This window comes from Lactobacillus sp. B4026, assembly GCF_026535825.1.
Taxonomy (GTDB): domain Bacteria; phylum Bacillota; class Bacilli; order Lactobacillales; family Lactobacillaceae; genus Lactobacillus; species Lactobacillus panisapium.
The window spans coordinates 234,849-256,655 of sequence record NZ_JAFNPD010000001.1; the positions used below are offsets into that span (position 1 = coordinate 234,849).

Genomic DNA, 21,807 nt, shown 5'->3' on the forward strand with positions numbered 1-21,807 from the left:
AAATAACGGTCAGGGAGGAAGAAAGATGGATAATTTTTCAAATTACAGGGAAAACCGTGGCTTTAACTGGGCTGCACTAATCTCTGGTATTTTAATGATCATAGCAGGGCTATTTTTAATCCGTCATCCAGGCAAGGCATTACATGCATTTGTATTGTTGTTTGCAATTGTATCGATTGTACAAGGATTTGTTTGGTTGGCATTTTATAGCCGTTTTCGCTATTTTGTTTCATTTAGCTGGCTCTCAATTGTTTCTGGGGTATTGGATATCATTATCGGTGTTCTATTCCTCTATTCATACGATGCTGCTGGACTGACAATTGCATATTTATTTGCATTTTGGTTCCTATTCGATTCAATTTCTGGAATTATTTTTTCGTGGCATTTACGAGATATTTCGGGTTTTTACTTTTGGATTAATATTATTTTGAATATTTTCGGATTATTAATCGCAATTAGTTTAATGTTTAACCCAGCATTGTCAGCTTTAACGTTAATCTGGCTAGTTTCATTATGGCTATTGATTTTCGGAATAGGTGAAGTAATTGCGGCATTTGCCCGTAGATAAAAAAGACAAAGAAAAAGTTCCTAGCGGACTTTTTTTTTGCCCAGAAAAGTTATGAAACACCCGGTATGTTATAATTATATCAATAGGGGGATAGCATATGTCTGTCAATAAAAAGCAATTATTAATCGTTACAGGTATGAGTGGTGCTGGTAAAACGGTGGCCTCGCATGCACTTGAAGATATGGGCTATTTCGTTGTAGATAATTTGCCGCCAACGCTTCTTTCCAGTTTTTGGGATTTAATCGTTAATTCAGATGACTTTAAAAAGGTAGCAGTTGTCGTTGATCTTAGAATTAAAAATTTTTACAAGGATTTGTTAAACGAAGTAAACTCACTTGAAGATAATAGTAGCGTTCAAACGAGGATTGTTTTTTTAGATGCCTCAGATGATACCCTGGTTGCCCGCTATAAAGAAACAAGAAGAGTTCCACCACTAGCTCGAAGTGGTAGACTTCTCGATGCAATTATCGAGGAGCGTCGAATATTAACGGGAATAAAAAATCGGGCCAACGATATTATTGACACTTCTAATTTAAAGCCCAAAGAGCTTGAGCAGAAACTTTTTGATGAGTTTAGTGGTAAGGCAAAACAACCATTTTCGATTGAAGTCCTGTCCTTTGGTTTCAAGTATGGTATGCCAATCGATGCGGATATCGTTATGGATGTTCGTTTTTTGCCCAATCCGTTTTATATTCCTGAATTGCGACCGTTTACTGGTTTAGATAAGCGTGTTGCCAAATATGTAATGGAAAAAAACGAAACAAAAGTCTTTTACAAGAAGTTATTAGATTTACTGGAAACAGCTGTGCCCGGATATATTAAAGAAGGCAAGGGTAAATTAACAATTGCGATTGGTTGTACTGGTGGACAGCATCGGAGTGTCGCAATTGCCCAGCAGCTTGCTCATGATTTATCCCAAAATTATTCAGTTGATATTACGCACCGCGAAATTAGTCGCTACACTAGAAAAAGGTGAAAAAATGACCTATGAAGATTCTAAAATAATTAGAGTTACTAAAAGCAGAAGACCACAAATCGTTGTTATTGGTGGCGGTACTGGCTTACCAGTAGTTTTAAACGCCTTAAAGGATCAAAATGCGCAGATTACTGCCATCGTTACCGTATCGGATGATGGTGGCTCGTCTGGTTCGATTAGAAACTTTATTAACGTTGTTCCACCTGGTGATATTAGAAATGTCTTAGTTTCATTAAGTGATATTCCTCAGGAAGAAAAAGATATTTTTCAATATCGGTTTGATTCATCAGATTCATTTTTCTCCGGGCACGCGATTGGTAATTTAATTATCGCAGCGTTAAATGAAATGCATGGTAATATTTTTGATGCCGTGCAATCTTTATCACGCATGATGCGAGTTGATGGTCATGTTTTTCCAGCTTCAAATGAACCCTTGACACTAAATGCTGAATTTATTGATGGCACAGTTCAAGCAGGGGAAAAGGAGATAACTAATAAAGATAAACGGATTAAGCGTGTTTGGGTAACTGATACAAATTCTACTTCTGAGCCAGAAGCCGTTTCGCCCGTTTTAGAGGCCATAATGCAGGCTGATGCCGTAGTTCTGGGACCGGGAAGTTTGTTTACTTCAATTTTGCCGAACCTAATGATTCCGAATTTAGGTGAGGCTGTAAAGAAAACGCAAGCTGAAGTTATTTATATTTGTAATATTATGACTCAGCTTGGTGAAACAGATCATTTCTCTGATTGTGACCATGTATCTGTAATTAATAATCATCTTGGCGGTCATTATATTAATACAACATTGGTTAATGGGGCCAAGATTGATATGTCAAAATTTGACCCGGATGATTACGATGCTTATATTGAGCCGGTTAAAAATGATTATGCTGGCTTAAGGCAGCAAGGGTGCCGCGTCATTACCGATGATTTTATTGATCAACGAAGTGGCCTTGTTTTTCACGATGGGCAAAAAGTGGCTAAAGAAATTATTAATCGGGCGTTTGCGGCAATGTCCCGCAGAAAGAGAATGGATTAGTTAATGGCAAGCTATGCGAGCAAGGTAAAAAAGGAGTTAACGTCGCTACCAATTCATCCTGAGCATGCAAAAGCTGAATTAGCGGCATTTTTACGAATGAACGGCGTGTTAAACTTTCATGATCACATGTTTAGCCTTGATATTACGACCGAAAATCCTGCAATTGCGCGTCGCATTTTTTCTTTAATTAAAACTGCATATAAGGTCGAACCATTATTAATAGTTTCACGAAAAATGAAGCTTAAGAAAAATAATCAATACTTGGTTCGACTGCAAAATCACGTTAAAGAAATTCTAACAAATTTGGAAATTTTAACTCCCGAGGCAGGATTAATTACCCGTATTCCCAAAAGAATTATTAATTCGCGTGAAGGTGCTATGTCTTATTTGCGAGGTGCTTTTTTGGCCAGTGGCAGCGTTAATAACCCTGAAACAAGTCGCTACCACCTTGAAATCTATTCTGCTTATGAGGATCATAATAATGATCTGCTTAAGCTGATGAATCATTATTTTAAGCTTAATGCGAAAACAACTAAGCGGCGGCGAGGTTATATCGTCTACTTAAAAGAAGCTGAAAAAATTGGTGATTTTTTACATATAACTGGTGCAATTAATGCCATGCTTTCTTTTGAGGATCTCAGAATAATGCGTGATATGCGGAATTCAGTTAACCGACTGGTTAATTGTGATACGGCTAATTTGAAAAAAACGGCAACGGCTGCCGCTAAACAAGTTGAAGACATTGAGCTGATTGATAATAAAATTGGCTTAGAAAACATTCCCGAAAAATTACAGGGAATAGCCCGTCTGCGATTACAGAACCCGGAACTTTCTTTAAAAGAAGTAGCCGAAAAAGTACCAGATGGACCGATCTCGAAGTCGGGCGCTAATCATCGGTTTGCCAAACTGCATGAGATGGCTGAAACATTAAATGAATAACAAAAAGAGCTTTGAAAATTATTCAAAGCTCTTTTAATTTGGCTGTATTTAACTATTTCTTTTGATTAACCATGATTTCGTCAATCAAACCATAATCTTTTGCTTCTTCAGCAGTCAAGTAGTTGTCACGTTCAGTATCCTTTTGGATCTTTTCTAGTGGCTGACCAGTTGTCTCGTGTAAAATCTTATTGATCTTTTCACGACTCTTTAAGATCTCATTGGCTGCAATTTGAATATCAGTTTGTTGACCTTGTGCGCCACCCAAAGGTTGGTGAATCAAGACAGTTGAGTTTGGCAAAGCAAAACGCTTACCCTTAGCTCCACTGGTTAAAAGAATTGATGCCATTGATGCAGCCATTCCAATTGCAATGGTTGAAACATCTGATTTGATAAAGTTCATGGTGTCCATGATTGCCAAACCAGAAGTAATTACTCCACCTGGTGAATTAATGTATAGTGAAATGTCCTTTGTGTTGTCTTGGGCATCAAGGAATAATAATTGGGCAATAATTGAATTGGCCATATCATCATTAATCTCACCACTAAGCATAATAATTCTATCTTTTAACAAGCGTGAATATATGTCATAGGCACGCTCACCACGGGCAGTTTGTTCAATAACTGTAGGTACAAGCATATTTCTACCTCCTGAATTAAAATTCATATCTATTAGCACTCTAATAAGTACAGTGCTAATTAAATCACTTACATCAAAACCTGTCAATGAAAGTGTATTAATTTTGTATTCTAAGTTACAACATTCTTATTATATAATACGAAGAGTAAACTAAATTTTTGGAGGAATAATTTTGAAGCTTATTAAAAAAATAGCAACAATGACGACAGCATTGATAGTCTGCTTACCAGCAACGACTGGATTGTGTGCAACTCCAGTCGTAGCTGATTCCAGTACTACGCAGCAAACACCGGCACAAAACAATTCTAATAAGAATTCTGTCTCTGATACAGTTGACAATAATGAAAATAATGGTGAAAGTGCTGACGATGACGATGGCAACGGTAATAGTAATACGGATGCAAAAACACCGACTAATCCGAAGAATCCTAATGATGGGGATAATGGCGATCAAGACAAAGAAAATAAAAAGAAGCCAAAGCAGATTATTACTGGTTATGCCATGATGACTAAAGTTGCCGGTAATAAGAATTATAAAGTTTGGCAAGACGTTAAAAACGGTAAGGTTGTCAAAAAAGTCGCTGACGGCATCAATTTTCAATATAATCACATTCAATCTGACCAATTGATTGAAACAAAGAAATACCGCTACTGGCGAATTTATGTTGACGGTCGTAAGGTCGGCTATGTCAATGAAAATTATTTTGCAAGAAATGAAATTGCTGTCCCTAAAACAGTCACTTTAGTTCGTAATGATGGCTATGAATTTCCTACAAGAGATGCTATTTCCTATGCAACTAACTATATGGGAACAGTAATTGACAATGATAATGTCAAGGTGTCGCGTGATACTATACCATGTGCTACTCCAAAAACTTATAAAGTGAAATATACATATGGTAAAGCTACTGCTACTGTTAAAGTTACGGTTAGAAAGAGTACTAAAGAGGGAATTGCCGACCCAGACGTAACTAACAGTTTACCAGCTCAACCAGGTACTAATGATCACCAAGCATGGAAAACACACTATGGTTCTTCAGTAAATTATGTTAGTCCAACTGAATATTCACCGGAAACTGAAAAGCACACTTTGACAAGTGGTAATTTAACGCTGAAGACTAAGTTCTATCAACCAGTTTTACTCAGTGTTAAAGATCCTAGTGATGATAATATTAACCGTGTAGGTCATATCCCAGAAGGCGTTACTGTATCAAAGGGATGGGCATACACTAGTTTATTAAGCCATACATATTTAAGATCAGGACACATTGTGGGTTATGATTTAAATAAACTAACTAGTCCTTATAACGCCCAATACTTACTCGATATGTCACAAAAGGATTTTAACAATTATGTAAAACACGTTAAAGTTAGTCCTTATATTCCAATTGGACATGGTCAAGCCATGGGTTCAAGTGACAAATATATCTATGTTTTGAACAATGATAATACTTTGAAAGAGAGCAGCGATTCTGAAGAATTATTACAAATTCGGAAGAGTGATATGCAAATTAATAAGATTTGGACCATTAAGACTTGGGTTGGTGACCAAGACAATCCACGTTACTTCCATAACGGTGTTGTGATGAATGATTATGAAATGTATACTGTTTATCACGATGTTAAGAATAATCGCTACGAATATTGGCAATTAACTCGTACTGGTGACAACTGGTATCCAAAATTAGTTGGAAAAACAGATGGTAATTTTGTTAATAACAACTCTCCTGTTCAAGGATTTACCTACGATCCTGAACATAAGAACTTCTATCTTGCCTTTAATGATTTAATCTTTAAGATCGGTCGTGACGGCACATTAAAAGATCATTATTCATTTGATACAGGCCGCGAGATTGAAGGAATTTCGGTCAATAACGGGCAATTATATGTTAATTTAGCTCAAAGAGCTGAATTGTTGGTAAGTATGAAAATCGATTAATTTGAATAAAGTAAAAAGCAAGAACAGCTAGTTCTTGCTTTTATTATTCTTTTTTTGACAATCTGGGCAAATACCAAAAATCTCCAGGTGACTTGCAGATGTAATAAAACCTGTTTGTTTTTCTGCCTCAGCGCGCATTCGATTTTCAACCGTTTCAAAATCTGGATAATAAACATCTGCAATCTTGCCACATTGTTTACAAATGATATGAAAATGGGGCTCGACAAAGTAGTCATAATGAAGAGAATCATCACTATTCTTAATTTCAATCACTATTCCTGCATCGACTAGTTTATTCAAAGTATTATAAACAGTAGCACGGTAAGTAGGTTCGTTACCACTGATTGCCTGAAAAATAGTGCTAGCGGTGGGATGATTATGGTGCGACATTAAGTATTGTAAAATTTTTAAACGAGGCTTGGTAACCTTTAAATTATGTTGGCGCAATAAATTTTCTGCATCTGTTAAATGTTCCGACATGAAGATCATCTCCTCAGACTTTTTACACCTAGTTTAGCATTAAATTATAGAAAATAGCTGATTCTACATAATCAGTTTAATTATTTTTTAGTTTACTGATCAAAATATTTGAGCTAATTCTAGCTCGTTATCAATGTGATTAGCAAATAAACAGTTTTTTTGCGCAAATTTGATTTAATAACTATTGCTTTAGTCATATAAAAGTGCAAAACTATACTTATAGTTTTATATAGAAAGGTAAAAAGTAGATGAAGAAAAAGTTGAAGCATAATTTACTAATTGCCAGCGCTACAGTTGCAATTAGCTTATTTTTTGTGGGGAGTAATTCAAATATTCAGGCAAAAAACTACCATCAAGCTGTAACTAAGATCGCAGGAGATGGTAATTTTGCTGTTTATCATCGTGTATCCAAGAATGGCCCAGCAGGTAAGTTTACCTCGACTAAATATTTTAAGCATGGCCAAATTCAGTCAAAGCAGTCGTTAGCGACAAAAAAGGGAACATTTTGGAAAATTATCGTTGATGGTCGTCCGGTAGGCTGGGTAAACCAAAACTTTTTTGCAAGAAATGAAATTTCTGTGGCTAAAAAAATTAGTTTAGTTCAAAATAGTGATTTTTCATTTAAGACCAGGGATGCAATTAATTACGTGACTAATGGTGCTGGTACTGCAGTTAATGTTGGTAAAGTAAATGTATCCAAAGCAAGTGTTAGTTCTGCAACTCCTGGAAAGACTACTATTGAATATCAATATGGCAAGGCTAAGGCTAGTGTAGATGTGACCGTGCGTGATGATAAAAATGAGGGTATCAGTCGAGCAGCTTTAACACCAAAGAACGGTCCAAAAGAAGTAGCAACATGGAAGGGTAGTTCAAAGTCGTCTTCTAGAAACTGGAATGCTGCGCATCACTATACTTCAGAAACAAGGGCAAATACTTTTCGTGCAAATGGCTTAACCTTAAAAACCAAGTTGTTCCAACCAAGATTTGTCAGCCTGGGATATCATGAAGCTGGTGATCAAATGGGCCAAGTAGGTGTAATACCTGAAGGTATTTCTGTTAACGGCTCTGACTTCACTGTTGCTCTATTTAAATCCAGTCATGATCAAAATGGTCACTTAGTGACTTACAATTTAAATCATGTTAACAAGTTTACTGCTCAAAATTTGGCAAATCTAAAATGGTCTACTTTTAAACGTTATGCCGCAAATATTAAAGTTAGCCCATACATCAAATTAGGCCACGGACAGGCTATTGGCTCTTCAGCTGATTATATTTATGTCATTGCTAATAATAATACTGCAAGCAATTCTAGTGCGTCAGAAGAGATCTTACAAATTCGTAAATCGGATATGAAGATCAATCAGATTTGGAGTTTTAGAATTTGGAGTGGAGCTTTCCCACGTTATATTCATAATGCTACGTTTGACGGTGACAACACAATGTACTGCTTATTCCATAATGGCGGCAACGGCTATTATGAATACTGGAAAGTAACCAGAAACGGTGATACTTGGACCCCAGAAGAAGTAGGAGCCACCAAGGGTAATTTTGTAAGTAATCATTCACCTGTTCAAGGTTTTACTTATGATTCGAACCGTAAGCAATTCTATATTGGATTTAATGATTATATTTTCAGAGTTGACCAAAATGGTACATATAAGAAAACTTATCATTTTAACGTTAAACGTGAGATTGAAGGATTATCAGCAGCTGGTAATAAACTTTACGTAGAATTTGCTCAACGTGGGGAATTAACTGCTGGTCAAATTAAATAAAAGCAAATCTATCTAAGATAGATTAATTAAGAACACACAATTACTACTAACGAGAATTGTGTGTTTTATTTGTTAAAATGGTTGTTACTTAATCTTATTAAGACGGTATATTTACCGCGATATTAAAAAAGCCACCTATTAATAAGGTGGCTTTTAACTTGTTTAACTGATAGATTAGGCTTTTGCATCTTGGTGATGCTTAATTGATGGCAAAATCATACCAAGTAATAATAATACAATTGGTGTTGCGATGTTTAAGCCTAAAGTAAATGGATCAGGTGAATACATTCCCATTAAGCAACATGCGATTGTAACAATCAGTCCCCAAACGCCAAGAGTGTATGCTAAGCCTTGGTGCTTAGTCATTTCATAATTTTGACCGTTGTGGAATTTTTCTGCTTGCTTACGTAAAGCAATGTAAGCAATGAAGACCCATAAGTAACGCATTGGCATTACGATCGAGTTTAACTTAACTAATTGTGCCATGATTGCTTGAGCATTAGGCATGATTGCTTGTAAGACGATTAAACCACCTGAAAGGCAGACAACCATCCAAATACCGTTGATGTAAGCGCCGTGTTTATTCACTTTCAGCAGTTTCTTAGGAATGTAATCTTTGGCTTCTTTACTACCCAAAAGAATTCGTAACGGAGCATCGATACTAATAACTAATGCTGAAAATTGTCCAATAACATTGCACCAAGCGTAAATGTACATGAACAATCCACCAACACCGTAGTATTCGCCTAGCTTATTGAAAGCCATGTAAGGTCCGTTTGAAATGTATTCATTTAAGTTGTTGTTGACAACTTTAGGATCAAACATTAAGGCTAAAGCGATAGTTCCTAAGATAGCGGAAATCATTACCATTGCGGCTAAACCTAACATTGATTTAGGGAAGTTACGTGCGGGATCTTTCAGCTTATTAACATAAGGTGAGATCTTTTCTGCTCCTCCAACCGCAAATACTAAAATCGATAAAGAAGTAAAGTACTTAACATTAAAGTCAGGTACAAAATTCTTCCAATTCCAGCTAATGCTGTTAAAACCAGCATGTGGGTTAATCATTGGTGCCGCAAACATCATGATAATGAACAAAATAGACATGATGAACATTGAAGAACCAGCAATGGTTGACAATGTTTTAATAACTGGTAAGCCGCGACTTGCAACCCAGCAGAAGAAGAGGAAGACAGCTAAAGTGGCAAGTTGAGTAACAGTAGTTGGTAAACTATCGTACCAATTCGTATTACCAAAAATGCCCCAGGCCATTCCTCTTAATCCACCAGTACCTTTACTGGAAATATATACAACGTGGACAGCCCAAAAAGTCCAGCCAGCATAATATGCCCACTTTGCTCCAAGAGTAGCGTTAATCCATGAGGAAACTCCACCCTCTGAGTCTTTAAAGACAGAGCCTAATTCCCCGACCATCAGTGAGTATGGTATGAAGAACAGTAGGAAAATAATAATCCAGCTAAGAATAACTTTTGTACCGTCAAAATAAATGAACCCGTTAACAACGTTACCGAAACTCCAAACTATGGAGAAGGCCATCGTTGCCAGTGTGGTCCACATCATTTTTTTAGAATTTTCTTGTGATTTATCCATTAATCTTATTCTCCCTAAAGAAAAATATAATAACCTTAATATTGTAACCCACAGTGTCTTAAAAAGCTATCCTTTTAAAAAAAGATAACTTAGGCAACCTTTTAGTAATTTGCTTTAGCTCGTTAAAAGTGTGAGACTAGTATTAATATATTTTTTTCGGAAAGGTAGAGTAATTGATGAACCAAAAGTTGAAAAGTAGGCTGCTAATTATGACCTTGACTGTCATGATTAGCTTATTTTGTGGGTGTAATTTATCAGAGGTAAGTGCCAAAAGTTATCATAAAGCTGTTACTAAAATTGCAGGAAAGGGCAAATACCCAGTTTATCATCACATATCTAAAAAAGGTCCGTCGGCTAAATTCACCACCACTAAGTATTTTAAGCATGCCCAAATTCAATCTAAAAAATCAGTTACTACCAAAAAGGGAAAGTACTGGAACATTATTGTTGATGGACGCCCGGTCGGCTGGGTTAATCAGAAATATTTTGCCAGAAATAAAATTTCTGTTGCCAAAAAGGTAAGTCTAGTGCAGAATCCCTATTTTTCTTTTAATCCTGAAGATGCGATTAATTATGTGACTAATAGTGCTGGAACAGCAATTGATACCAAAAAAGTTTATCTTTCAACTCCGACCATTTATTCTGATAAACCCGGAACTACCACAGTGACTTATCGCTATGGCAAGGCCAAAGCACAAGTTGACGTAACGGTCCGCTCTGATAAAAATGAAGGAATTACTAAGGCAAATAAACCGTTAATGCCTGGTCCAAAAGAAGTTAAGACCTGGAAAGGGAGTTCAATTTCCACGTCGAGAAATTGGAACGCTGCTCATAATTTTACCTTTGAGACTCGACCTAATACCTTCAAATCAAAGGGCCTGACCCTTAAGACTAAGATGTTTCAACCTCGCTTTGTTAGTCTAGATTACAATAAAGCGGCTGATCGGATGGGACAAGTTGGTATTATTCCAGAAGGGATAACTGTCCGAGGATCCAACTTCACTGTTGCCGTTTTTAATTCCAGTAATGACCAATATGGCCACTTAGTTTCGTATAATTTGAAGCATATTGGCAAATATGCAGCCCAGAATTTGCCTGGCCTCAAATGGTCTACTTTTAAAAAATATGCTGCGCATATCAAGGTGAGTCCTTACATAAAATTAGGTCATGGACAAGCAATTGGTTCATCATCTAAATATATCTATGTGATAGCTAATAATAATAAATCGAAAAATTCTAACGAGTCTGAAGAAATTTTTCAAATTCGTAAATCAGATATGAAAGTTAGGCAAATTTGGAGTTTCCGAATTTGGAATGGTAAAGCACCACGCTATATTCATAATGCTACTTTTCCTAACGATCATACCATGTACTGTTCTTTTCATAATGGTCGCAACAATTGCTATGAATACTGGAAAGTGACCCGCAATGGTGACACATGGACTCCAGAAGAAGTAGGAGCCACTAAGGGTAATTTTGTAAGCAATCATTCGCCTGTTCAAGGTTTTACCTATGATAAACGACACGATCAATTTTATCTTGGTTTTAATGACTTGATTTTTAAACTTGCTAGAGATGGAACTTATTTAAAAACTCACCGATTGCATGTTAAAAGAGAAATTGAAGGGTTATCAGTTTCTGGTAACAAACTCTACGTTGAATTTGCTCAGCGAGGAGAATTAACGGCCGGAAAAACTAAATAATTAGATTAAAAGCAGCTTGTAATGATGTGAACCCTAAAATTAGGACACTTTATATTAGCTGCTAACTGAGGACTAACTTCCGATATTCAAGCGGAGTTAGTCCTTTTAGTTTGATTTTGATTCTTTTCTGATTGTAATACTCAATGTAGTCTCTGATTGCGTCTTCCAGTTCATTGAGATTCTTAAACTGCTTTTCAAATCCATAAAACATTTCTCGTTTAAGTATGCCGAAGAAACCTTCCATTAAGCCATCATCAAGTGAATTACCCTTGCGTGACATTGATTGGCTAATGCCATGATTTTCCAGCCATGCTTGAAATCTGTAGTTCTGATATTGCCAGCCTTGATCGGTGTGGAAGATCAAGCCGTTCAGTGCCGGATACTTGTGCCAGGCCTTTTTTAACATATCCATGGTCTGTTTAAGATTAGGACTGCGAGAAATGGTATAGGAAATAATCTCTTGGGTACACCCATCAATGATTGGTGATAAGTAGGTCTTTTGCCCATTGAGCTTAAACTCAGTTATATCTGAATACCATTTGTGATTGGGATAAATCGCATTAAAGTTACGCTTAATCAGGTCAGGCTTAATTGGACCTTGGGTACCGCGATAACTGTTATATTTGTGCCAGCGTTTACTGACTATGCCACACAATTTCAGTTTGTTCATTAAGCGCTGCACTTTTTTATGATTGGCTAATAAACCACGACGTCTAAGCTCTACAGTAATGCGCCGATAGCCATAGCGGTGCTTGTGTTCTTCGTAGATAGCTTTGATTTCAGCCATTATTTCTTGGTTATCCCGATCTTTGTCCTTCTTCTTTAAAGTGTAGTAGTAATCACTACGGGATAGATGGGGTAGATTGGGATTGGTATTAATAGTAGCAAGAATAAAAGTTACGCTGACTTTAAGCTCACGTCTTAGTTGGGTAACTGCCTGGGCTATTTCCGGGACTTGCGGTTCTTGGTCCGCTGGTCGACTAAGACGCTCAATTTTTTTACAAATTCGTTCTCGATAGTCAGCTTTAAGTTCTGCTGGCGTAAGCGTTCGATTTCTTGCTTGAGTCGATGATTTTCCTGTTTGATCAGTTGTTCTCTTTTGGTCATGAGGCGACCTTCCTCTTTGCTTATTAACGATATTATACCCATTTTTACGATATTCTCGTAGCCAATTGTGCAACATGCCACGACTTTTTAAGCCTAAAGCTAGTGCAACGTGATAAAGGGATTCATGGTCAACTATAATCCGCTTGAGTGCCTGCTCCTTAAAATTATTTGTGTAAGTAGTGTAAGGCTGGTCTAAAATAGCTAGACCGTGACGATTAATCAAAGCCAACATGTAATCAATATTCGGTTTGCTAACCTGATAACGCTGACTTAATTCAGTAGAACCAACTTGATAATCATGCCAAAGATGATAGATTTCAATTTTATCTTGCTTAGATAATTTAGCCATAAAAATAACCCCCAAATTTGTCCTAAATTTGGGGGTCACTTCATAAAAAAGCTGCTTTTTAGCATAGTTATTAATTTTTTCTCTAAACTATAAATTTTTGCATAAGTTCTTAGACTATTGATTTGTTTATAATGATTTTCCGCTATTATCAGGCTAATATAGAAACAATAAAAAACTAAAAAAAGGAGAAATATTAATGTTTAAGCGTGATTGCATCGAAACTTTGGCATTTTCAAAAGAAGAAATGCAATACATAACTGATTTAGGTTTAAAGATTAAGGCGGCAATTGCTAATGGTTATTATCCGCCTTTACTTAAAGGAAAAAGTTTGGGGATGATTTTTGACCAGTCATCTACCAGAACTCGTTGTTCGGCTGAAGCGGCAATGACTGAATTAGGCGGACATGCGCTATATTTGGCACCAGGTCAAATACAGCTTGGTGAGAATGGACACGAAAACTTAGAAGACACAAGTCGTGTTTTAGGAGATTTGCTTGATATTATTGGTGTGCGCATCAGTAGTCAGGAAGCAATAAAAAGCATTGCTTTGAGTTCAAGAGCACCCGTAGTTAGCTTTATGAGTGACGATGATCATCCAACTCAAGCTCTTGGTGATCTTATGACTATTGAAGAAAATATGCCGGCTGGCAAGAAAATTGAAGATGTTAAGCTGGTGTTTGTTGGTGATACAACACAAATTACTCTATCTGCTTTGTCATTGTGTGCTCAAATGGGAATGAACTTTGCTCAGTATGCACCAAAAGAAAAGCAGATTTCGACTGCTATTTTAAACCAGGCAAAAGAAATTGCTGTCAAAAGTGGAGCTACAATTGAATTATCAGATCAAGATGACATACTGCATGGTGCAGACTTTGTTTATACTGATGTCTGGTATGGCTCGTATGAAGACGAATTGACCAAGGAAGAATATCTGAAAATCTTCTATCCTAAATATCAAGTTAACGAAAAACTGTTGGCAAAAACTCATAATATTAATGTTAAATTTATGCATTGTTTGCCAGCTAACCGTGAAGAGGAAGTCTCAACTGCTGTTCTTGAAGGTAAGCATTCGATTGCTTGGGAACAATCTGCAAATAAAAAAGCGATAATGCGAGCAATCTTTGCTTATTTATTGAATTCTCGAAAACAAGAGCCATCTGCTTCAGTAAAAACTAATTTTCAAAATGAGCTTGATGCAATGCTAGCTAAAAGTCCTGTCAAATAAGCAGCAGACCTAATTTGATAATACTGAAAAATAAAAAGTCAGGTTAACTAGTAACCTGACTTTTTTATTGCTTTTATTTAATGGGCCCCCTGAGAGTCGAACTCAGATTTTAAGAACCGGAATCTTACGTGCGATCCATTACACTAAGGGCCCGAACAAATACATCAAGTAGTATACCAAAAAAATTGCCAAAGTTAAAACTTTTTTGCTAAAAAATAGCATTTTAAGGAAGATGACGCAATTTACGGTCACAAATATAAAAGATTCAAGGTGATGAGATAGGTGAATAACGAAGTATTAAAACAATTCTTATAAAGCTTTTTAGTTAAAAACTAGTATGCTATCAGTAGTAATCGGGCAGACTCGAAAGTAATGAGACAGTAACCCCAAAAATTAAGTATTTAAGTCGACAATTGTGGGAATTAATTGCTTTTATTTTCCTTGAATTATTCAAAAAGGGTTGTTATACTATAGATGTCGATTGAGAAATGGGAGATTTTAATATCGTAAGTCTACGTTTCTCTTATATTTTTAGACAATCTGGGACGAAAAATGACAAATATCGGGTCATACTTGTCCCAGGAGAAGGAGAGAAGTCGATGTACGCGGAAATTCCTGTGCTAGAAGCTCTCGTTCCTGACATCTTAAAAGTTTTTCGGCAAAGGTATCTTGTCCTTGAGCAAATTTCTCTTCATGCACCTGTTGGACGCAGAAGTGTTGCTCGGTCATTGGGACTTTCTGAAAGAAATGTGCGAACCGAAACAGAGTATCTTCGTGAGCTTGGTTTAATTGAGATCAAGAGTTTTGGCATGTTTATGACAGAAAAGGGCAAAAAGATGTTGCAAGAAGCAGCACCACTGATTGATCGCTTGTTTAATGCTCGTGAGACTGAAGTCGATTTAGCACGTAAACTTGGGATTGAACGAACGATTATTGTTCCTGGTGATAGTGATTTGCAAGAGCTAGTCTTTGAAAAGATGGGAGAAGAACTGAATTCTGCTCTGGATCTTTTATTGCCGCTCGGGCATTCAATTATCACTGTACTAGGTGGAGCTGCACTTGCAAAGTCAGCTAGAAATTTGTCTAAAAGTTTAGGTAAAAATCGGCAATTGGAATTTGTACCAGGTCGGGGAGCCTTAGGCGAAAATGTTGCTATTCAAAGTAATACAATCGTCCAGGAAATGGCTGCTGAGACTGGTGGTAACTATAAAACTTTATATTTACCTGAACAGGTTTCAACAGAAGCTTATAAGTCTCTGATTCGTGAATCAACTGTTGCTGATGTGCTTGAAGATATTTCTAAGACTGATGTCGTAATTCACGGAATAGGGCTAGCTCATGATATGGCACGTAGACGAGGATATGATTCAATTCGTTTATCCGAGTTGCGTGAAAAAAAGGTCGTCACCGAATGTTTTGGGTGTTTCTTCGATGGCGATGGAAAGATTGTTGACCGCGTGCACCAGGTTGGCTTGCAGTTCGAGAATCTAAATAAAATACCTCACATATTTGCCTTTGCTTGTGGCAGCCGGAAGGCAAAAGCAATCAAAACTTATATGCCTAATGCTCCTCATCAAACCTGGTTAATTACTGATGAGGGAGCCTCAAATAAGATTTTAAAGGAGAAATAATTCTCATTTAAAATAAATAGATGTTTATAGTTCTTAAGGAGGACTTTAGAATATGACAGTTAAAATTGGTATTAACGGCTTTGGCCGTATCGGTCGTTTAGCATTCCGTCGGATCATGGATTTGGGCGAAAAGTCAAAGGATATCGAAGTTGTTGCTATTAACGACTTGACTACCCCAGCACTTTTGGCACACTTGTTGAAGTATGACTCAACTCATGGTACTTTTGACCACGAAGTTTCAGCTACTGACGACTCAATTGTTGTTGATGGTAAGAAATACCGCGTATACGCAGAACCACAAGCTCAAAACATTCCTTGGGTTAAGAACGATGGCGTTGACTTTGTTCTTGAATGTACTGGTTTCTACACTAGCAAGGCTAAGTCACAAGCTCACCTTGACGCTGGTGCAAAGAGAGTCTTAATTTCAGCACCTGCTGGTAATGACTTGAAGACTATTGTTTACTCAGTAAACGATGACACTTTGGACGCAAGCGACAAGATCGTTTCTGCTGGTTCATGTACTACTAACTCATTGGCACCAATGGTTGATGCTTTACAAAAAGAATTTGGCATCAAGGTAGCTACTATGACTACTATCCACGCTTACACTTCAACTCAAATGCTTTTGGATGGACCTGTTCGTGGTGGTAACATGCGTGCTGCTCGTGCTGCTGCAGTTAACATTATTCCTCACTCAACTGGTGCTGCTAAGGCTATTGGTCTTGTTGTTCCAGAATTGAACGGTAAAGTTAATGGTCACGCACAACGTGTTCCAGTTACTGATGGTTCATTGACTGAATTAGTTTCAATCCTTGACAAGAAGGTTACTGCTGATGAAGTTAACTCAGCATTGAAGAAGTACGAAAGCCCATCATTTGCATACAACGATGACGAAATCGTTTCAAGCGATGTTGTTGGTATGACTGCTGGTTCAATCTTTGACCCAACTCAAACTATGGTAACCACTGCTGGTGACAATCAATTAGTTAAGACTGTTGCTTGGTACGACAATGAATACTCATTCACTTGCCAAATGGTTCGTACTTTGTTGAAATTTGCTACTCTTTAATCGCTAAATTTGATTACTGTTAAGTAGTAAAGAGAAGGCGGAGGGAAATTCTTCCTTCCGCCTTTTTTTCAAGAGAAAATAATTAAGTTATCGGAGGATAAAGATGGCTAAATTAATCGTTTCAGACCTTGATGTTAAAGATAAAAAGGTTTTAGTTCGTGTTGACTTTAATGTCCCAATTAAAGATGGCGTAATTGGTGATGACAACCGGATCGTTGCTGCACTTCCTACTATTAAGTACATTATTGAAAATGGTGGTAAAGCCATTTTGCTTAGTCACTTAGGTCGGGTAAAATCAGACGCAGATAAAAAAGAATTGACTTTAAAGCCTGTTGCTGATCGCTTAAGCGAATTGTTGAACAAGCCTGTAACTTTTGTTGCCGAAAATGAAGGCAAAGAAGTTGAAGACACTATTAACAACATGCAAGATGGCGATGTTGTTGTCCTTGAAAACACTCGTTTCCAAGATATTGACAATGATTTTGGTAAGCGTGAAAGTAAGAATGATCCTAAATTAGGTGAATACTGGGCTTCACTTGGCGATATGTATGTCAATGATGCTTTTGGTACTGCTCACAGAAGTCACGCTTCTAATGTTGGTATTGCTGAAGCAATGAAGAAGGATGGTAAGCCTGCAGCAGCTGGTTTCTTGATGGAAAAGGAAATCAAATTCTTAGGCGATGCCGTTGCTAATCCAGTTCACCCATTCGTTACCATTTTGGGTGGTGCTAAGGTTTCAGACAAAATTGACGTTATTACCAACTTGATTCCTAAATCAGATCACATCTTAATCGGTGGTGGTATGGCTTATACTTTCCTTGCTGCACAAGGTCACGAAATTGGTAAGTCATTATTTGAACCTGACAAGGTTGACTTAGCTAAGAAGCTCCTTAAGGAAGCAGATGGCAAGATTGTTTTACCAGTTGATAACCTAGCTGCAACCGAATTCTCAAATGATGCTGCACGCAAGGTTGTTGGTGATGATATTCCTGAAAACATGATGGGTCTTGATATTGGTCCTAAGACTGTTGAAAAATTCAAGGATATCTTAAAAGACGCTAAGACTGTTGTATGGAACGGCCCAATGGGTGCTTTTGAAATGTCCAACTTTGCTGAAGGTACGTTAGAAGTAGGTAAGGCTTTAGCTGATCTTACTGATGCTACTACTATCATTGGTGGTGGTGACTCAACTGCTGCTGCTAAGCAATTAGGTATTGCTCCTAAGATTACCCACATCTCAACTGGTGGTGGTGCTTCTCTTCAATACCTTGAAGGTAAGGAATTACCAGGTATTGCCTGCATCTCAGATAAATAAGCTATAGGAAAGGACGTCGATTAAATGCGTACACCAATTATCGCTGGTAACTGGAAATTAAACATGAACCCAGAGCAAACAGCAGAATTTGTTGCTGCTATTAAGGATAAGTTGCCAGAATCAAGCAAAGTAGAATCATTAATTTGTGCTCCAGCTGTTGACTTAGATGCTTTGAAAAAAGCTGCGGCTGGTTCAGAATTACGTGTTGGTGCTGAAAATGCCTACTTTGAAGATGAAGGTGCCTTCACTGGTGAAACTTCACCTAAAGTTCTTAATGAAATGGGAATTAACTACTGCATTATTGGTCACTCAGAGCGTCGTGGTTACTTCCATGAAACTGATGAAGACATTAATAAAAAAGCTAAGGCATTATTTGCTAACAATGTTACCCCAATCGTTTGCTGTGGTGAATCACTCGAAACTCGTGAAGCTAACAAGCAAGAAGAATGGGTAGTTGGTCAAATTAAGGCAGATTTAGAAGGTCTTACTGCTGACCAAGTCGCTAACTTAGTAATTGCTTATGAGCCAATTTGGGCTATCGGTACTGGTAAAACTGCTAGTTCAGACCAAGCTGAAGAAATGTGCAAGACTATCCGTGATACGGTCAAAGACTTGTACAATGAAGAAACAGCTGAAAATGTTCGTATTCAATACGGTGGTTCAGTAAATCCAGGCAACGTTAAGGAATTAATGGCTAAACCAAACATCGATGGTGGTTTAGTTGGTGGTGCATCACTTAAGCCTGACTCATACTTAGCTTTAGTAAACTACCAAGACTAATTTTAACTGTATTAAAGAAAAAGCTTCTGCCATGAGCAGAAGCTTTTTTTGTATGTAAGAATGGAGTAATTCGTTCGGTCAATCGTTTTTAAAATAGTTTAGAGTTTCATTGCCTTAACCATCTTTATGGGATTATAATGATAATCAACATAATAAAAAATAAGGAGGCTTTTAATAATGAAGTTGCGTAAAATAATTACCGTGCTGCTAGCGACAGTAACATTGACTACTGTCAGTGGATTGCTAACTAGTCAACCGGAAATGGTGCAAGCCAAGCAAACAAAAATTAAGATTAAGAAAACAAAAAATGGCTTTACAGCTAATTTTAATTTTCCTCAATCATGGCGTGGTAAGTGGTATAGCTATACTAATCAGAAATTGAAAAGTATGGAAATTCATTCCAAGGGCTTAAATACGCCGTGGACAGGCGAATATGTGAAACTTGTTACACCAACAAAGGTTAAAGGAACTAATAAGTATATCTGGCAAATGGGTCATAAATGGAACCAAAAACATTATCCGGTTATCAAAAAAGTTTCGCGCCTCTCTACTAAAACACTTAATAAGCAAAAATGGATTATCATGAGTCCAATTGACGAAAAGTCTTTAAAGATGGGCTACGCTTTTGCCTTAGATACTAGGCAATTAGATGGAACTAACCAGGAAATTATGTTTGAGGCAAACCCAATAACTGGTCAAATTTATGAACAATTCTTTAGGTCTCCAGAATTAGCCCAAAAATATAGTGGGTATCGTTTTAATGACTTAAACTATCTTTCTTATGATGTAAACTAGAATAAACAAAGTAGAACTATTATTAAAAAAGCAAATTTAGCCTTAAAATTGCTTTTTTTGTTAACATAGTATTAGTGGATTATTTAGTTTTACATAAACAAACTGCTAATTTTAATGGGACCAAGATTCCTAAAAAAGCGCAAAATTGGGCAAGAGTATATTACCCAGTCACTTATAAAAAAGATCACGGTATTAAGTATGTTGGCGTGTATCCTTGGGTTAGCCCAGCATCTTCTGGAACACATCTCGGTTTGTACCATTATAAGGGTCATAAAGTTTTAATTGAGCGAACAACGTCTTCTTCCAGAATAACTAATGTTTACTGGAAATCTAAGCGTTTAGCCAAAAGATTTGGTGGGTATAAGCCAAAAGAACTTAAGCGATACGCAGAGTATTAAATGTCGATTAGTTAGCAACTTTTTATTTTATATATAGTAGTCTTATTTAGCTTCAGGTTGATATTTGGGAATAAATCCTTTGACTCATATTCAAAACTGACCATTTTAATGAACATATAGATAAATAAAACTAATTTGCTTAAAGGTACACTTTTAGCAATTAACTGGTATAATAATAAATTATCTTAGGTTCTCAGGAGGCCGACAATATGAAAAGTAAAAAGATTATTACACTGCTTGCAGCCGCAACTGTTACTCTGACTGCTGCTACTGGTGTAGCCGCAACTCAAGCAGAGCAAACCCAAGCAGCTAGTGTTAAGAAAAGTAAATATGGCTTTAAAAAGTCATTTACTTTCCCCACATCTTGGCGCGGCAAATGGTACAGCACCAATAATTTGACTCCAAGTCCAATGAACATTCAAAAGACTTCTTTTGATACACCATGGACAAACGAACATGTGAAAGCTGTCAAAGTTGGTAAGGTTAAGGGTACTAACAAATATCCTTGGCAAATGACCAAAGCTTGGAAATTAAAGAATGCTGGTGTATTTGCAAAATATACTCGGGTAACTACTAAGAAAATGAACGGCGAAAAGTGGATTGTTTTGAGTCCAGTCGATCAAAAGTCTACTAAAAAGGGTTATGCATTTACTGTAAAAACTGAGTTAATTGATGGCAAAAAAGAACCTGTATTGTTCCAATCACATCCGCAAGAAGGAAAGGTTACTAACCAATTCTTTACTTCTGAAGAATTAGCTAAGAAGTATGCGACATATGAGTTTAAGGACATGACTTACAGCAAAGTAAATCCTCGTCAATAATATTGTGACTGCAACTACTATCATGTAGTTGCAGTTTTTTGTTTAATTTTGGAGAAAACAGTGAAATTACTTTTATCAGGCGATAGTATCATAGTGCGAAAAGAAGGTTTAACTGAACCGCATATTAACTATAATTTGAAAAAGCTGCTTTCAAATCTTCAGGTTATTAATACCGCTGTTGCGGGAATTAACTCAGTAAAATTTTATGACATGATTTCCGAGTTGGTTTTAAAAAGAGAGCATTGCGATAAAGTAGCGATCTTATTGGGTACAAATGATTTAGCTGCCAATAAACAGGTACCAATTGATCAATTTAAGCAAAAGATGGCATCAATCGCTTCTAGCCTTATTCAAGTTTACTCACCAAAAGATATTATTTTTATTTCGCCGCCAGCCATTGATGAACTAAAGCAGAAATACCGCACAAATTATTTAGTGGCACTTTACACTGCAGCGATTGAAGAAGTTACTAAAGATTACCATCTGCAATTTATTAATTTGTACCAAGCAATGATTTCTAGTAAAGAAATTAAAATACTTTGTCGTGGTTTACTTGATGATGGCTTACATTTTGGCAATGCAGGCTATACCTTACTAGCTAATTTGCTTTTCGAACAACTAACTAAATAATAAAAAGCACCCCCACCGAG

The 21,807-nt window shown here is 36.9% G+C and carries 20 protein-coding genes; 16 read left to right on the forward strand and 4 right to left on the reverse strand.

What is annotated here, in order from left to right:
- The first annotated feature begins 25 nt into the window (after positions 1 to 25).
- The 4 genes from J3U69_RS01230 to whiA all read left to right on the forward strand — a co-directional run bounded on the left by J3U69_RS01230 (position 26) and on the right by whiA (position 3,522).
- Positions 26 to 568, forward strand: coding sequence for an HdeD family acid-resistance protein (locus tag J3U69_RS01230; protein WP_220220971.1), 543 nt, complete (start codon positions 26 to 28; stop codon positions 566 to 568).
- A 97-nt stretch (positions 569 to 665) separates the two neighbouring features.
- Positions 666 to 1,544, forward strand: a complete 879-nt coding sequence (gene rapZ / locus J3U69_RS01235; protein WP_220220972.1) for an RNase adapter RapZ — start codon at positions 666 to 668, stop codon at positions 1,542 to 1,544.
- A 4-nt stretch (positions 1,545 to 1,548) separates the two neighbouring features.
- Positions 1,549 to 2,583 carry a gluconeogenesis factor YvcK family protein gene (locus tag J3U69_RS01240; RefSeq protein WP_220220973.1) on the forward strand — a complete coding sequence of 345 codons (1,035 nt, stop codon included), beginning with the start codon at positions 1,549 to 1,551 and terminating at the stop codon, positions 2,581 to 2,583.
- 3 nt (positions 2,584 to 2,586) lie between these two features.
- Positions 2,587 to 3,522: a DNA-binding protein WhiA gene (whiA, locus tag J3U69_RS01245; protein WP_103752124.1), complete on the forward strand. Its 936-nt coding sequence runs from the start codon at positions 2,587 to 2,589 to the stop codon at positions 3,520 to 3,522.
- A gap of 52 nt (positions 3,523 to 3,574) precedes the next feature.
- Here the strand turns inward: whiA and clpP are convergent, their stop codons facing one another.
- Positions 3,575 to 4,159: an ATP-dependent Clp endopeptidase proteolytic subunit ClpP gene (gene clpP, locus J3U69_RS01250; protein WP_103752125.1), complete on the reverse strand. Its 585-nt coding sequence runs from the start codon at positions 4,157 to 4,159 to the stop codon at positions 3,575 to 3,577.
- Positions 4,160 to 4,331: 172 nt separating this feature from the next.
- Here clpP and J3U69_RS01255 point away from each other — a divergent pair, with 172 nt between their 5' ends.
- A complete protein-coding gene (locus J3U69_RS01255; RefSeq protein WP_228706331.1) occupies positions 4,332 to 6,098 on the forward strand; it encodes a GW dipeptide domain-containing protein in 1,767 nt (588 codons plus the stop codon).
- A gap of 27 nt (positions 6,099 to 6,125) precedes the next feature.
- Here J3U69_RS01255 and J3U69_RS01260 read toward each other — a convergent pair whose 3' ends face one another.
- Positions 6,126 to 6,578, reverse strand: coding sequence for a Fur family transcriptional regulator (locus J3U69_RS01260; protein ID WP_220232929.1), 453 nt, complete (start codon positions 6,576 to 6,578; stop codon positions 6,126 to 6,128).
- Between the two features lie 248 nt (positions 6,579 to 6,826).
- Between J3U69_RS01260 and J3U69_RS01265 the strand changes: the two genes are divergently transcribed.
- Positions 6,827 to 8,353, forward strand: coding sequence for a GW dipeptide domain-containing protein (locus J3U69_RS01265; protein WP_267412787.1), 1,527 nt, complete (start codon positions 6,827 to 6,829; stop codon positions 8,351 to 8,353).
- Positions 8,354 to 8,527: 174 nt separating this feature from the next.
- Here J3U69_RS01265 and J3U69_RS01270 read toward each other — a convergent pair whose 3' ends face one another.
- Positions 8,528 to 9,964 carry an APC family permease gene (locus tag J3U69_RS01270; RefSeq protein WP_220235286.1) on the reverse strand — a complete coding sequence of 479 codons (1,437 nt, stop codon included), beginning with the start codon at positions 9,962 to 9,964 and terminating at the stop codon, positions 8,528 to 8,530.
- A 176-nt stretch (positions 9,965 to 10,140) separates the two neighbouring features.
- Here J3U69_RS01270 and J3U69_RS01275 point away from each other — a divergent pair, with 176 nt between their 5' ends.
- Positions 10,141 to 11,667 carry an SH3-like domain-containing protein gene (locus J3U69_RS01275; RefSeq protein WP_416381930.1) on the forward strand — a complete coding sequence of 509 codons (1,527 nt, stop codon included), beginning with the start codon at positions 10,141 to 10,143 and terminating at the stop codon, positions 11,665 to 11,667.
- A gap of 61 nt (positions 11,668 to 11,728) precedes the next feature.
- Here J3U69_RS01275 and J3U69_RS01280 read toward each other — a convergent pair whose 3' ends face one another.
- The gene (locus tag J3U69_RS01280; RefSeq protein ID WP_323848314.1) at positions 11,729 to 13,123 is read right to left on the reverse strand and encodes an IS3 family transposase; all 1,395 of its coding nucleotides are present in this window, start codon (positions 13,121 to 13,123) and stop codon (positions 11,729 to 11,731) included.
- Between the two features lie 196 nt (positions 13,124 to 13,319).
- Between J3U69_RS01280 and argF the strand changes: the two genes are divergently transcribed.
- From argF to J3U69_RS01325, 9 genes are all read left to right on the forward strand, one after another.
- A complete protein-coding gene (gene argF, locus J3U69_RS01285; RefSeq protein WP_267412788.1) occupies positions 13,320 to 14,348 on the forward strand; it encodes an ornithine carbamoyltransferase in 1,029 nt (342 codons plus the stop codon).
- A 599-nt stretch (positions 14,349 to 14,947) separates the two neighbouring features.
- Positions 14,948 to 15,979, forward strand: coding sequence for a sugar-binding transcriptional regulator (locus J3U69_RS01290; RefSeq protein WP_267412789.1), 1,032 nt, complete (start codon positions 14,948 to 14,950; stop codon positions 15,977 to 15,979).
- 52 nt (positions 15,980 to 16,031) lie between these two features.
- Positions 16,032 to 17,048 (forward strand): type I glyceraldehyde-3-phosphate dehydrogenase, encoded by a 1,017-nt coding sequence (gap, locus tag J3U69_RS01295; protein ID WP_103752134.1) that lies wholly within the window; start codon positions 16,032 to 16,034, stop codon positions 17,046 to 17,048.
- A 103-nt stretch (positions 17,049 to 17,151) separates the two neighbouring features.
- Positions 17,152 to 18,363 carry a phosphoglycerate kinase gene (locus tag J3U69_RS01300; protein WP_103752135.1) on the forward strand — a complete coding sequence of 404 codons (1,212 nt, stop codon included), beginning with the start codon at positions 17,152 to 17,154 and terminating at the stop codon, positions 18,361 to 18,363.
- A gap of 24 nt (positions 18,364 to 18,387) precedes the next feature.
- Positions 18,388 to 19,143 carry a triose-phosphate isomerase gene (tpiA, locus tag J3U69_RS01305; protein WP_220269408.1) on the forward strand — a complete coding sequence of 252 codons (756 nt, stop codon included), beginning with the start codon at positions 18,388 to 18,390 and terminating at the stop codon, positions 19,141 to 19,143.
- Positions 19,144 to 19,320: 177 nt separating this feature from the next.
- Entirely contained in the window at positions 19,321 to 19,938 is a 618-nt protein-coding gene (locus J3U69_RS01310) for a hypothetical protein (protein ID WP_267412790.1), read from the forward strand.
- 74 nt (positions 19,939 to 20,012) lie between these two features.
- Complete coding sequence (locus J3U69_RS01315) at positions 20,013 to 20,336, forward strand: hypothetical protein (protein ID WP_267412791.1); 324 nt, start codon at positions 20,013 to 20,015, stop codon at positions 20,334 to 20,336.
- Positions 20,337 to 20,545: 209 nt separating this feature from the next.
- Positions 20,546 to 21,157: a hypothetical protein gene (locus J3U69_RS01320; RefSeq protein ID WP_220235294.1), complete on the forward strand. Its 612-nt coding sequence runs from the start codon at positions 20,546 to 20,548 to the stop codon at positions 21,155 to 21,157.
- Positions 21,158 to 21,217: 60 nt separating this feature from the next.
- Complete coding sequence (locus J3U69_RS01325) at positions 21,218 to 21,787, forward strand: GDSL-type esterase/lipase family protein (RefSeq protein ID WP_267412792.1); 570 nt, start codon at positions 21,218 to 21,220, stop codon at positions 21,785 to 21,787.
- The last annotated feature ends 20 nt before the right edge of the window (positions 21,788 to 21,807 follow it).